This is a genomic window from Rahnella sikkimica (genome assembly GCF_002951615.1).
Taxonomy (GTDB): Bacteria; Pseudomonadota; Gammaproteobacteria; order Enterobacterales; family Enterobacteriaceae; genus Rahnella; species Rahnella sikkimica.
Window position 1 is genome coordinate 2742771 of record NZ_CP019062.1, and the last position, 12941, is coordinate 2755711.

Genomic DNA, 12941 nt, shown 5'->3' on the forward strand with positions numbered 1-12941 from the left:
CCAGATGAAAACCTCACGTCTCCCCATCGCCCTGCAACAAGCCGTCATGCGCTGCTTGCGGGAAAAACTCCAGATGGCAAATCAGTTTTTTGGCACCGATTACACGGAGCCGGAAATCACCTATCAGCAACGCGGCACCAGCGCGGGCAGCGCATACCTCCAGCACTGGCAAATCCGTCTAAATCCTGTCTTGCTGATGGAAAACCAGCAGCCTTTTATAGATGAAGTGGTTCCGCACGAGCTGGCACATTTACTGGTATACCGGCGTTTCGGGCGTGCACCGGCTCCGCACGGAAAAGAATGGCGCTGGATGATGGAACATGTGCTGGGCGTTTCGGCCAGCCGGACGCACAAGTTCGAAGTCGCCTCAGTGCAAAGTAAAACGTATCCGTATCTGTGCGCCTGCCGTGACCACCAGCTGACAGTTCGCCGCCACAATAAAGTGATGCGCAAAGAGTCGGAATACCGCTGCCGTCATTGCGGCGAGCTGTTACGCTTTAACGCTAAAGGCTCCCCTAACTGCTGATTTTTCAATCACTAAATAGCCATATTGTCTGATTGTCACACCGCTTCGCATCCGTTACCCTTGCGACCTTTTACACTCGGGCTATTCGGAAACATGTTTCGTAAAACACTTTTATCCTTTCTGTTTATCGGTGCTCTGGCACCGCTGAGCGCTTTCAGCCAGTCTGGCAACGCCATCAATAATTTCACCCAGGCCAAAGCGGCGGCGGTCAAAATCAATCAGGGTGCTCCGACGTTCTACTGCGGCTGCGACATCAACTGGCAGGGAAAAAAAGGCACGCCTGATCTGAAATCCTGCGGCTATGAAGTCCGCAAAAGCGAGCAACGCGCCAACCGGATTGAATGGGAACACGTCGTACCTGCGTGGCAGTTCGGCCACCAGATGCAATGCTGGCAGGACGGCGGACGTAAAAACTGTGCCAAAAGCGCCGACTACCGTCAGATTGAAACGGATCTGCACAACCTTGAACCGGCCATCGGCGAAGTGAACGGCGACCGCAATAACTTCATGTACAGCCAGTGGAACGGTGGTGAAGGCCAGTACGGCAAATGTGAGATGAAAATCGACTTCAAAGCCAAAGCCGCCGAGCCGCCAGCCCGTGCGCGCGGCGCCATCGCCCGCACCTATTTCTACATGCGCGACCAGTACAAACTGAATCTGTCACGCCAGCAAACTCAGCTGTTTACCGCCTGGGATCGCCAGTATCCGGTCACCGCCTGGGAATGCGAACGCGACAACCGCATTGCGAATGTGCAGGGAAATCATAATCCGTACGTTCAGCAGGCTTGCGCGCAAAGAAAAAGCTAACTTAGTATTAAACTCATCATCAGAGCACATTAGTTCGCGACAATGCGGACTAATGTCGCCAAAATAACCTCTCTCAAGACTTTAAGGACAGCAGCCTCACATGCGCATACCTCGCATTTATCACCCTGAACCGTTAACCGCGCACAGCGAAATTGCGCTCAGTGAAGATGCCGCGAATCACGTCGGGCGCGTTCTGCGCATGCAGCCTGGTCAGGTCATTCAGCTTTTTGACGGCAGTAATCAGGTCTTCGACGCCAGCATTACGCAGGTGGATAAGAAGAACGTGCGCGTCAGCCTGAGCGAAGGCGTGCTGTCAGACAATGAATCGCCGTTGAATCTGCATCTCGGCCAGGTGATTTCACGCGGCGAGAAGATGGAATTCACTATTCAGAAATCCATCGAGCTGGGCGTGAACACCATTACGCCGCTGTTTTCCGAGCGCTGTGGCGTGAAGCTGGACGGCGAGCGTCTGGAAAAGAAATTGCAGCAGTGGCAGAAAATCGCCATTGCCGCCTGCGAGCAGTGTGGCCGAAACCGCATCCCGGAAATTCGTCCGGTCATGCAGCTTGAAGCCTGGTGCGCCGAGCAGGACGACAGCCTGAAGCTGAACCTGCATCCGCGCGCCAGCCACAGCATCAATACCCTGCCGCTGCCGGTGAATCATGTTCGCCTGCTGATCGGCCCGGAAGGCGGTTTATCCGCCGACGAAATTGCAATGACCTCCGGCTACGGATTTACTGATATCCTGCTGGGGCCCCGTGTTCTGCGTACAGAAACTACAGCACTCACCGCGATAACGGCCTTACAGGTCCGTTTCGGCGATCTGGGTTAAGAGGAGACCAAATGATCAAGCTTGGCATCGTGATGGACCCGATTTCTTCCATCAACATCAAAAAAGACACCAGTTTCGCCATGTTGCTCGAAGCGCAGAGTCGTGGCTACGAGCTGCATTACATGGAAATGAATTCCCTGTATCTGCGCGGCGGTGAAGGCCGTGCGACCACCAAAAAGCTCAGCGTAAAGCAAGATTACGACGGCTGGTATGAATTCGGCACCGAGCAGGATATCGCGCTACAGGAACTTGACGTCATCCTGATGCGTAAAGATCCGCCGTTCGATACCGAATTTATTTATGCCACTTACATCCTTGAACGCGCCGAAGAAAAAGGCACGCTGATCGTCAATAAACCGCAAAGCCTGCGCGACTGTAACGAAAAGCTGTTCACCGCCTGGTTCCCGGAACTGACGCCGGACACGCTGGTGACACGTAACTCGGCGCAGCTGAAAGCGTTCCATAAAGAATATACAGACGTGATCCTCAAGCCGCTCGACGGCATGGGCGGCGCGTCCATTTTCCGTCTGAAACCGGAAGACGCGAACGTTTCCGTTGTCATCGAAACGCTGACCGAGCACGGCAGCCGTTTCTGCATGGCGCAGAACTATCTGCCTGCCATTAAAGACGGTGATAAGCGCGTTCTGGTTGTTGACGGCGAGCCGGTGCCTTACTGCCTGGCGCGTATTCCTGCACAAGGCGAAACCCGTGGCAATCTGGCCGCCGGTGGTCGCGGTGAAGCACGCCCGCTGAGTGAAAGCGACTGGGCGATTGCCCGCACCGTTGCGCCGATCCTCAAGCAAAAAGGCCTGATCTTTGTCGGTCTGGACATCATTGGCGATCGCCTGACCGAAATTAACGTGACCAGCCCGACCTGTGCGCGTGAAATCGAAGCGGCATTCCCGATTTCCATCACCGGTATGCTGATGGACGCTATCGAAAAGCGCCTGGCTGCACGCTGATCACGCAATACCGTCATCAACGGGTTATCCGCACTGCCGGGTAGCCCGCTTTTTTGATGACGTTGCCGTAATAAACTGGCTTGTCTGATTTTGTTTCTATTTTGAGGTTAAACATCCTACATACCATGAATCTACAACATCACTTTCTTATTGCGATGCCCGGACTGGACGAACCCCAGTTCAAACGTTCGGTCGTGTATATCTGCGAACATAATGAAGACGGCGCAATGGGTCTGGTGATTAATAAACTGGTCGAAGATTTCACCGTCGAAAATGTGCTCGATAAACTCGATATCAGCCCTGAGCCACGCGATCCGGCGATCCGCCTCGACCGTCCGGTCTTTTCCGGCGGCCCTCTGGCAGACGATCGCGGTTTTATTTTGCATACGCCGCGTGAAGGTTTTGGTTCCAGTATCCGGATTTCAGACTGCACGATGATCACGACGTCCAAAGACGTTCTCGAAACGTTAGGCACACCTGACCAGCCGAAAAACGTGCTGGTGGCGCTCGGGTATGCAGCCTGGGAACAGGGGCAGCTGGAAAGAGAGCTGCTGGAAAATTCATGGCTGACCATTGAAGCGAGCAGCGACATTCTGTTCAACACGCCGATTGCAGACCGCTGGCGTGAAGCCGCGAAAATGATCGGCGTGGATGTCAGCCAGCTCGCCACGCACGCAGGGCACGCATAATGGGTAACCGTACGGTTTTCGCCTTCGATTTCGGCACCAAAAGTATCGGTCTTGCGATCGGCCAGGAAGTCACCGGCACAGCACGCCCGCTGACGTCGTTTAAAGCGCAGGACGGCACGCCGGACTGGCAGAAGATCGAAAAGCTGCTGAAAGAATGGCTTCCGGATCTGGTCGTGGTTGGCCTGCCGCTGAATATGGACGGCACAGAACAGCCGCTGACGGCGCGCGCACGTAAGTTTGCCAACCGTCTGCATGGCCGTTTTGGCATTCAGGTGGAGTTGCATGACGAACGCCTGAGCACCGTAGAAGCCCGCGCGGATTTGTTTGACCGTGGCGGTTTTCGCGCGCTGGATAAAGGCAGCGTGGACGCAGCTTCGGCGGTCATCATTCTGGAAAGCTGGTTCGAGAAACAATGGAGTCAGTCCTGATCCGCAGCCAGTAATCCGGCGCTTTGCCGCTGCTGGCGGCTCTGCGCAAATGTCTGCATTCCGGCCTGTGCGCCGGTTTGCAGCACATCCGCCAGCTGATGCGTTTTTCCTTCGCGGATCAGATTGCACACGCCAGGCGTGGATGTCAGCACTTCAAACAATGCCACCCTTCCGCCCTGCTGTTTCTCTGTTGCTTTCGTTACCGCCAGCTTTTGGGCAATCACCGCCCGTAAACTCCCTGCCAGCTGCGCCCGCACAAACGCTTTTTCTTCTGCGGGAAAAACATCGACCAGCCGGTCAATCGCCTGCGTGGCATTTCGCGTGTGCAAGGTGGCCAGCACCAGATGCCCGGTCTCCGCCGCCGTCAGCGCCAGCCGGATGCTTTCGGTGTCGCGCAACTCGCCCAGCAGTAACACATCCGGATCCTCACGCAAGGCACCGCGCACGGCCTCAGCGAAAGAGCGCGTATGCTGCCCCAGTTCACGCTGCTGGATCAGGCAACGCTGGCTGGTATGAATCAGTTCGATAGGATCCTCAAGCGTAATGATATGCCGCGCCGTATGCCGGTTGAGATGATCAATCACCGCCGCCAGCGTGGTAGATTTCCCGCTGCCGGTCGCGCCGGTAACCAGAATCAGGCCATCCTCCTGCATAATCAGCCGCGGCAAAATATCAGGCGCGAGAAGCGTGGTCAGATCAGGACAATGCGCCGGAATGGGTCTCAGCGCCGCGGAAAGCCCGTGCCATTGCTGAAAAATGTTGAGCCGCATCCGCACGCCTGCCCCGAGCGTCAGCGCTTTATCCACCTGTCCGGCCTGATGCAGACAGTCAAGCTGCGCGGTATCCAGCCACTGCTGGCTGAGCGCCAGCATCTGTGACGCCTTCACAACCGGCAGATCTTCGCAACGGCATAATTCGCCATCAATGCGTAACATTGGCGGATAGCCGGTACAAAGGTGCAGATCAGAGGCATTTTGCTTTACACTACGCCCCACTAATCCATCAATATCCATGTTGAAATCCTCCCGAGTCCTTATGAGCCTGAGTCAGCAAAACGCTATTGAGCAGAACTTACAGAATGTCCGCGAGAAAATCGCAGCCGCTGCACAGCTTTGCGGCAGGTCTCCAGAAGAAGTTACTTTGCTTGCAGTCAGCAAAACGAAACCTGCGAGCGCTGTCGAAGAAGCTATCGCCGCCGGGCAGTTTTCCTTCGGTGAAAACTACGTGCAGGAAGGCGTGGATAAAATTGCCCACTTTGCCGGGCGTCAGCCTGCGCTCACCTGGCATTTCATCGGACCACTACAATCGAACAAAAGCCGTCTGGTGGCCGAGAATTTCGACTGGTGCCATACCCTGGATCGTCTGAAAATCGCCCAGCGTCTCAATGAACAACGCCCGGCTGATTTAGCGCCATTGCAGGTTTTGATTCAGGTGAATATCAGCGACGAAGCCAGCAAATCTGGTATTGCGCTGGAAGATGTTGCAGAGCTGGCGGCGCAAGTCATGGCGATGCCTAACCTGAATCTGCGCGGCCTGATGGCTATTCCGGCGGCAGAAACCGATTACGCACGCCAGCTGGACGTTTTCAGTCAGATGCGCGACGCACTCAAGGCATTGCAGGCTATTTGCCCGCAGGCAGATACGCTTTCAATGGGCATGACCGACGATATGCCGGCAGCCATTGCAGCAGGCAGCACCATGGTGCGTATCGGAACAGCGATTTTTGGTGCCCGCGATTACAGCGCCAAACCGTAACCGCTGCGATGCAGTAAACTGTTTTAAATCATCAATAAATGACTTACTTATCCCCTGTTTTGACAGCAAGGAGCACCAATGCAACATCGTAAACTCTGTTTTATCGGCGCCGGTAATATGGCAGGCGCGATCATTGCAGGTCTGGTAGAAAGCGGCTATCCGGCAAACCTGATCAGCGTTTGTGCCCCTTCCACCACGCATCGCGATGCGCTGGCTGAAAAATATGGCGTGAAAAGCAGCAGCGACAACAACGGCTGCGCAAAAGACGCTGATGTGGTGGTACTTTCTGTAAAACCGCAAATGATGGCCGATGTATGTAAAGCACTGCAAAAAGACGTGGATTTTAGCGCCAAGCTGGTACTGTCGATTGCCGCAGGCGTCAGCGTGGCGCGTTTCTGCGAGCTGCTGGGCGATAATCTGAACATTGTGCGCATTATGCCCAACACGCCGTCTCTGGTCGGAAAAGGCATGAGTGGTTTGTTCGCGCCAGAACAGGTTTCTCAGGCTGACCGCGATTACAGCGGCGAGCTGATGACCGCCGTCGGCAAAGTGTGCTGGGTTGATACCGAAGCAGGCATCAACCATATTATTGCGGCTGCGGGCAGCGCACCGGCATATTTCTTCCTGTTTATGGAAGCGATGCAGGCTGAAGCGCAGCGTCTGGGCTTTAGTGCAGAAGCGGCACGGATGCTGGTCGAACAGGCCGCCAGCGGGGCGACTGCGCTGGTCGCCGCAAGTCCGGACACGCCATTGTCACAACTTCGTGAGAATGTGACGTCCAAAGGTGGCACGACGTTTGAAGCACTGAAAGTTTTCACCGATCGTCAATTACCGGAGATTGTCTCCGAAGCCATGCAGGCCGCCATTACCCGCGCACAGGAAATGGAAAAACAGTTTTAACATACTTAGATAAGGCAATTTATGCTGACCAATTTGTTAGTCATGGTAATTAATACTTACGCAATGATTTTGCTGCTCCGCATCTGGATGCAGTGGGCGCGCACCGATTTTTATAATCCGTTATCCCAGTTTGTCGTGAAAGTGACACAGCCGGTTATCCGCCCGCTTCGCCGGGTGATCCCGCCACTGGGGCCGATTGACAGCGCGTCATTGCTGATTGCATTCCTGCTGCTGACGCTCAAATACCCGCTGATGGAGCTGATTATCAGCGGCGGGATCTCACTGAGTCTGGTGAATTTGCTGGCGGGTCTGGTTTCGTTAATCAAAACCGCAGGCTCGCTGATTTTCTGGGTCGTGATTATCCGCTCCCTGCTGAGCTGGGTGACTCAGGGTCGTGGGCCGATGGATTATCTGCTGATGCAGTTAACCGAACCGCTGATGGGGCCGATTCGCCGCATCTTACCTGCGCTGGGTGGCATCGATTTTTCAGGCATGATCATCGTGATTATTCTTTATATTCTCGATAACTTCTTCGCGAACTTAAATTACATCGGCACATTATGGCAGCTGCCGTAACTCCGGTGAGCTGGCAGTCCGGTGCGCTGGTTTTGCGGCTGATTATTCAGCCCAAAGCCAGCCGCGACAGTCTGGTCGGTTTGCATGGCGACGAATTCAAAGTCGCCATCACCGCGCCACCGGTGGACGGACAGGCCAACACGCATCTGGTGAAATTTCTCGCCAAACAGTTTAAAGTCGCCAAAAGTCAGATAAGCATTGAAAAGGGCGAGCTGGGCCGCCATAAACAAGTCCGCATTACGAATCCGCAAAATATCCCGACCGAGGTCGCGGTACTGCTCGCTGAATAAACTCATTTCAGATGGTCTTCAGGACGTTATTTTATGCAAAAAGTCGTATTGGCTACCGGCAACGCCGGTAAAGTCCGTGAACTCGCACATCTTCTGGCCGATTTCGGGCTGGACGTCGTCGCGCAAACTGAACTCGGCGTTGAATCCGCTGAAGAAACCGGCCTGACGTTCATCGAGAACGCCATCCTCAAAGCCCGCCACGCGGCAGCAGAAACCGGGTTACCGGCGGTGGCCGATGATTCCGGTCTGGCCGTGGATGTTCTGGGCGGCGCGCCGGGGATTTATTCCGCGCGTTATGCGGGTGTTGATGCCAGCGATCAGCAAAATCTCGACAAACTGCTCGTCGCGCTGAAAGACGTGCCGCAGGGCCAGCGCAACGCACAATTCCATTGTGTTCTGGTTTACATGCGCCACGCAGAAGACCCGACGCCGCTGGTGTGCCACGGCCGCTGGCCGGGTGAAATTGCCTTTGCCGAAGCCGGTGAAGGCGGTTTTGGCTACGACCCGATTTTCTTCGTTCCGGAACTGGGCAAAACAGCCGCAGAGCTGACGCGTGAAGAAAAAAGTGCGGTGTCGCACCGTGGTCAGGCACTGAAACTGCTGCTGTCGGCGATGAAAGAGGCTGTACAGAAGAATGCGTAAGTTGCCGCCGCTGAGTCTCTACATTCATATTCCGTGGTGCGTGCAAAAATGCCCTTACTGCGATTTCAACTCGCATGCGTTAAAGGGTGAAGTGCCGCATGACGACTATGTCGCGCATCTGCTGGCCGATTTGGATGCAGATTTGCATCTGGCCGCTGGCCGCAGCGTAGGGACAATTTTTATCGGCGGCGGAACCCCAAGCCTGCTGAGCAGTGAAGCGATGCAAAATCTGCTCGACGGCGTACGCGCGCGTATGCCTCTCGACGCCAGTGCGGAAATCACCATGGAAGCCAATCCGGGTACCGTCGAAGCAGACCGCTTCAGCGGCTATCAGCGCGCCGGTGTGAACCGCATTTCAATCGGTGTGCAAAGTTTCGAAGCGCGAAAACTGGAGCGTCTGGGGCGTATTCACGGCCCGGAGGAAGCCAAACGCGCCGCCCATCTGGCGACCGGCCTGAACTTACGCAGTTTCAATCTGGACCTGATGCACGGTTTACCGGATCAGACAGTAGAAGAAGCGCTGGACGATTTGCGTCAGGCCATCGCACTGAATCCGCCACATCTGTCGTGGTATCAACTGACCATCGAGCCCAATACGATGTATGCCTCGCGTCCGCCAACATTGCCGGATGACGACGCGTTGTGGGATATCTTTGAGCAAGGCGATCAGCTGCTGACGGCTGCGGGTTATCAGCAATACGAAACGTCTGCCTACGCAAAACCCGGCTATCAGTGCCAGCATAATCTCAACTACTGGCGCTTCGGGGATTATCTCGGTATCGGTTGCGGTGCGCACGGCAAGCTGACACAGCCCGACGGGCAAATCCTGCGCACGGTCAAAACCAAGCATCCGCGTGGTTATATGCAGGGACGTTACATGGACAAACAGCATCCGGTGGAAACTGAAGATTTGCCATTTGAATTCTTCATGAACCGTTTCCGCCTGCTCGAAGCCGCCCCGCGCGAAGAATTTGGGTTGTATACCGGGCTGGATGAATCGGTTATCCGCGCGCAGCTCAATGAAGCCATCAGCAAAGAATATCTGCTGGAAACCGAAACGCACTGGCAGATCACCCGCAAAGGCAAACTGTTCCTGAATTCACTGCTGGAACTGTTTTTGGGTGAGTAAATCGGATAGCAAAAAGCCGCCCCGAAGGGCGGCTCCTGAAGTGCTCAGTACTGGCCTATATTGACGCTGAAATTGACGTGCGAAACGTTAACGTTCAACCCATCTCTGCCAGACGTCATCATAGAACCGAGCACTATGAGTAGCGCATAAATGCACTTCTTCATATTTGCAGTTTCCTGAAGAAACCGCGTTTCACCAAATCACGCCGGGATAACGTGGCAAATAGCCAGAGTCTGTCGAGATACTGGCTTTCACGGTGTTAAAGTTCCAATCCCTGAGCCCGGTGATCCGTCGCTAAACGAACGAATTAGTCCCGCCGGGATATTATCACCAGGGATATCATTTCGTAACAGATATCGTTCAGCCGAAAAGATTTTGGAAGTCGAAACAGAGTCTGAACAAACGCTGATTGTCGTGGGATTAAATTGAGTATAAAATGCACCACGTCGAGATGCTGGCTTTCGCGATATTCACGAAAGTAGAATCCTGGGAGATGTAGCGCTAACTGCTTTTCCCAACAAAAAAACCGCTTAATTGCGGTTTTTTTGTTTCTGAATTTTGAGGAAGGAAATTACTGCTTCAAATCCGCCAGCAAGGTTTTGTGCTGAGTATCCAGCGCGGTGACGCGTTTACAGACATCATCGCCAAAGGCTTTGAATTCTTTTTCCTGTTTGTTCCACTCTTCCTGCACGGCCTGTTGCAGACCGCCGAGATTGCCCATCATGGCCTGCAACGGATTGCCGCCGCTCGTGGCTTGTTTCAGGCCCATCTCATTGATGCTGTCCTGCATCACCCCGCCCATGGTTTGTTCCATTAGCTTCTGACCGTTCTGTTTCACCTGTTCCACGGCTTTATGGTGGAAAGTCAGGCCGTCAGGGCGATGCTCGATGATGAGATTCATCTGCTCTTTAAGCTGCTTGTCGAGCGTCACCAGACGGTTACGCACATTGCTGTCGGTGCCGAGTTTGTTCACGATGACGCGGTCAACGGCGACACGGCCTTTTTCCAGATGCGCGGTGGCACCCTGATCAATCCACGGCAAATCGCGACGCAGCGAGGCCTGATAATCGATCGCTTCCTGGCGCTGTTTCGCGCTCAGGGTGAGGTCTTTTCCATTGAGAGTTACGTTGCCGTTTGGCGTGATCAGCAAGTCACCGCTGTTACCTACAACCTGCACGGTCTGCGGCTTGATGATCACATCCTCTTTCGGCTGCACGGCGCACTGATAATCCGCCTGCGCACTCCACGCCGTCAGCGCCAGCAAGGCCGCTACCGAGGCTTTAACAACTCCAGTTTTCACTAACATGTACTCTCCCTTAAGACAGCAAACTCAAAAAATAGATCGGCCAATACGTTGCGCCAGTAATTCTAAGGCAGCAATACCTGCCAAAGAGTTCCCCGCCGCATCAAGTTCCGGCGACCAGACAGCGATACACATCTCTCCCGGCACGATAGCAATAATGCCGCCACCGACACCGGACTTGCCCGGCATGCCGACGCGGTAAGCGAATTCACCGGCACCGTCGTACATGCCGCTGGTCACCATCATTGCGTTAATCTGTCGCGCCTGACGGGCATCAATCAAAGGCTGCTGATTGCCCAGCGGATGACCCTTGTTCGCAAGATAAACGAACGTTCGCGCCAGTTCCTCACAACTCATGCGCAACGCGCAATAGTGGAAATAAGTGTGCAACACGGTGATGACGTCGTTATCGAAATTACCGAAAGATTTCATCAGGTAAGCAATCGCGGCGTTGCGATCGGAATGATCGAATTCAGAACGCGCAACGTGCCGATCGTAGTTGAGATCGGCCGAACCGGCCAGCTGACGCACCACTTCCAGCATTCTTTGCTTCGGCGCAGTCAGACGGGTTTGCAGCATATCGCAAACCACCAGTGCACCGGGGTTGATAAACGGATTGCGCGGTTTCCCCTGTTCCAGTTCAAGCTGAACCAGCGAGTTAAACGGCTGGCCGGAAGGCTCTTTGCCCACGCGTTGCCAGATTTCGCTTTCCTGATAGCGGGTCAGCGCCAGCGTCAGGCTGAGCACTTTAGAAATCGACTGGATTGAGAACCGGGTATTGGCATCACCGGCACGAAAGATCTCCCCTTTCGTGGTACACACGGCAATCCCCAGATGATCAGGGCTGACTTCTGCCAGCGCGGGAATGTAATCGGCGACGTTGCCACGGCCAATCAGCGGCCTGACCTGCGCAAGAATATCTTCCAGCAAACTGTTATCGAGCTCGGTACCCAATGTCCTTCCTCCAGATGTAACAAAGGTGCCGGGAAGGCACCTTTAGTTTCAACGATAATTATGAATCTGCGGAATTCAGTCCCACCAGATATCAAATAAATCGCTGACTTCAACGTCTTCCATTTTATGGTCTTCCAACCATTTTTTGACCTGAGCGCGCTGTTCATCAGTACAGTGACCGATATCCTGACGGCAAACCAGACCTTCCCATTGCAGATAGCCACTGCCGTCGAAGGCCAGTTTGTTTGGCTCGATCACACCGTCAATGAATTTATCCAGTGATTCGTCAATGGTTTCTACCGCGGTACCTTCCGGGAAACGCCATTTTACAGAGAAGCCCAGTTCCTGGAACTCGGCAATGTGTAACTTCTTACGTAAACGACGACTGCGATTTGTAGCCATTATTGCTTCCTCTCAAACATCAGATCCCATACGCCGTGGCCTAAACGCTGGCCACGCATTTCGAACTTGGTCACCGGGCGCGATTCCGGACGCGGGACATAATGACCTTCCTGCGACAGATTCGCCCAGTTTTCTAACCGGGTCATCACTTCAAGCATGTGCTCCGCATACGGCTCCCAGTCGGTTGCCATGTGGAATACACCGCCCACTTTCAGTTTCATGCGCAGCTTCTCAACGAACTCCGGCTGCACGATTCGGCGCTTATTATGACGCGCTTTGTGCCACGGGTCAGGAAAGAATAGCTGCACCATGTCGAGCGAGCCATCCGGAATCATTTTTTCCAGCACTTCGACCGCATCGTGACACATCACGCGCAGGTTGCTGACACCCTCTTCGTGCGCGGTCGCCAGACAGGCACCGACGCCCGGTGAGTGGACTTCAATGCCGATAAAGTTCTGGTCCGGGTTCTGCTGCGCCATTGTGACCAGCGAAGTCCCCATCCCGAAACCGATTTCCAGCACGACAGGGGCGGAGCGACCGAATAAAGTATCAATTGCCAGCGCTTCCGGCTGAAACTCCACGCCCATCACCGGCCAGAAGTTATCCAGCGCAAATTGCTGACCTTTGGTCAGACGGCCCTGACGGCGGACAAAGCTGCGGATACGGCGCATCGCGCGACCGTTCTCATCGAACTCCGGAGAAATGACGTCGTTTTTCATGGTGTTTCCACTCCGTTACGCAAGACG

The 12941-nt window shown here is 54.4% G+C and carries 17 protein-coding genes; 12 read left to right on the forward strand and 5 right to left on the reverse strand.

The window, feature by feature from the left end; genetic code table 11:
• Nucleotides 1–4: 4 nt before the first annotated feature.
• The 6 genes from BV494_RS12740 (at nucleotide 5) to ruvX (ending at nucleotide 4244) form a co-directional block, all read left to right on the forward strand.
• Entirely contained in the window at nucleotides 5–526 is a 522-nt protein-coding gene (locus tag BV494_RS12740) for a SprT family zinc-dependent metalloprotease (protein ID WP_104924793.1), read from the forward strand.
• 93 nt (nucleotides 527–619) lie between these two features.
• Nucleotides 620–1333 (forward strand): deoxyribonuclease I, encoded by a 714-nt coding sequence (endA, locus tag BV494_RS12745; RefSeq protein ID WP_104923207.1) that lies wholly within the window; start codon nucleotides 620–622, stop codon nucleotides 1331–1333.
• Nucleotides 1334–1433: 100 nt separating this feature from the next.
• Nucleotides 1434–2165 carry a 16S rRNA (uracil(1498)-N(3))-methyltransferase gene (gene rsmE, locus BV494_RS12750; protein WP_104923208.1) on the forward strand — a complete coding sequence of 244 codons (732 nt, stop codon included), beginning with the start codon at nucleotides 1434–1436 and terminating at the stop codon, nucleotides 2163–2165.
• Nucleotides 2166–2176: 11 nt separating this feature from the next.
• Nucleotides 2177–3127 carry a glutathione synthase gene (gene gshB / locus BV494_RS12755; RefSeq protein WP_104923209.1) on the forward strand — a complete coding sequence of 317 codons (951 nt, stop codon included), beginning with the start codon at nucleotides 2177–2179 and terminating at the stop codon, nucleotides 3125–3127.
• Nucleotides 3128–3252: 125 nt separating this feature from the next.
• Nucleotides 3253–3816 carry a YqgE/AlgH family protein gene (locus tag BV494_RS12760; protein WP_104923210.1) on the forward strand — a complete coding sequence of 188 codons (564 nt, stop codon included), beginning with the start codon at nucleotides 3253–3255 and terminating at the stop codon, nucleotides 3814–3816.
• Entirely contained in the window at nucleotides 3816–4244 is a 429-nt protein-coding gene (gene ruvX / locus BV494_RS12765) for a Holliday junction resolvase RuvX (protein ID WP_104923211.1), read from the forward strand. The genes BV494_RS12760 and ruvX overlap by 1 nt, the downstream gene beginning before the upstream one ends.
• Here the strand turns inward: ruvX and BV494_RS12770 are convergent.
• On the reverse strand, nucleotides 4235–5257 hold the full coding sequence (locus tag BV494_RS12770; protein WP_104923212.1) for a type IV pilus twitching motility protein PilT: 1023 nt from the start codon (nucleotides 5255–5257) through the stop codon (nucleotides 4235–4237). The genes ruvX and BV494_RS12770 overlap by 10 nt on opposite strands.
• 22 nt (nucleotides 5258–5279) lie before the next feature.
• On the opposite strand from BV494_RS12770, the gene BV494_RS12775 reads away from it, so the two are divergent.
• The 6 genes from BV494_RS12775 to hemW all read left to right on the forward strand — a co-directional run bounded on the left by BV494_RS12775 (nucleotide 5280) and on the right by hemW (nucleotide 9536).
• Complete coding sequence (locus BV494_RS12775) at nucleotides 5280–5999, forward strand: YggS family pyridoxal phosphate-dependent enzyme (protein ID WP_104923213.1); 720 nt, start codon at nucleotides 5280–5282, stop codon at nucleotides 5997–5999.
• 78 nt (nucleotides 6000–6077) lie between these two features.
• A complete protein-coding gene (gene proC / locus BV494_RS12780; RefSeq protein ID WP_104923214.1) occupies nucleotides 6078–6899 on the forward strand; it encodes a pyrroline-5-carboxylate reductase in 822 nt (273 codons plus the stop codon).
• A 21-nt stretch (nucleotides 6900–6920) separates the two neighbouring features.
• Complete coding sequence (locus BV494_RS12785; protein ID WP_104923215.1) at nucleotides 6921–7475, forward strand: YggT family protein; 555 nt, start codon at nucleotides 6921–6923, stop codon at nucleotides 7473–7475.
• Nucleotides 7460–7765, forward strand: a complete 306-nt coding sequence (gene yggU, locus BV494_RS12790; RefSeq protein WP_104923216.1) for a DUF167 family protein YggU — start codon at nucleotides 7460–7462, stop codon at nucleotides 7763–7765. Before BV494_RS12785 ends, yggU begins: the two co-directional genes overlap by 16 nt.
• A 33-nt stretch (nucleotides 7766–7798) precedes the next feature.
• Nucleotides 7799–8407 carry an XTP/dITP diphosphatase gene (locus BV494_RS12795; RefSeq protein WP_104923217.1) on the forward strand — a complete coding sequence of 203 codons (609 nt, stop codon included), beginning with the start codon at nucleotides 7799–7801 and terminating at the stop codon, nucleotides 8405–8407.
• Nucleotides 8400–9536 (forward strand): radical SAM family heme chaperone HemW, encoded by a 1137-nt coding sequence (gene hemW / locus BV494_RS12800; protein ID WP_104923218.1) that lies wholly within the window; start codon nucleotides 8400–8402, stop codon nucleotides 9534–9536. Before BV494_RS12795 ends, hemW begins: the two co-directional genes overlap by 8 nt.
• Before the next feature lie 571 nt (nucleotides 9537–10107).
• On the opposite strand, the gene BV494_RS12805 is transcribed toward hemW, so the two are convergent.
• From BV494_RS12805 to trmB, 4 genes are all read right to left on the reverse strand, one after another.
• Nucleotides 10108–10842, reverse strand: coding sequence for a YggN family protein (locus BV494_RS12805; protein ID WP_104923219.1), 735 nt, complete (start codon nucleotides 10840–10842; stop codon nucleotides 10108–10110).
• Between the two features lie 24 nt (nucleotides 10843–10866).
• Nucleotides 10867–11793, reverse strand: coding sequence for a glutaminase B (gene glsB / locus BV494_RS12810; protein WP_104923220.1), 927 nt, complete (start codon nucleotides 11791–11793; stop codon nucleotides 10867–10869).
• 75 nt (nucleotides 11794–11868) lie between these two features.
• Nucleotides 11869–12195, reverse strand: a complete 327-nt coding sequence (locus BV494_RS12815; protein ID WP_015698505.1) for a YggL family protein — start codon at nucleotides 12193–12195, stop codon at nucleotides 11869–11871.
• Nucleotides 12195–12914, reverse strand: coding sequence for a tRNA (guanosine(46)-N7)-methyltransferase TrmB (gene trmB / locus BV494_RS12820; RefSeq protein ID WP_104923221.1), 720 nt, complete (start codon nucleotides 12912–12914; stop codon nucleotides 12195–12197). Before trmB ends, BV494_RS12815 begins: the two co-directional genes overlap by 1 nt.
• Nucleotides 12915–12941: the final 27 nt, after the last annotated feature.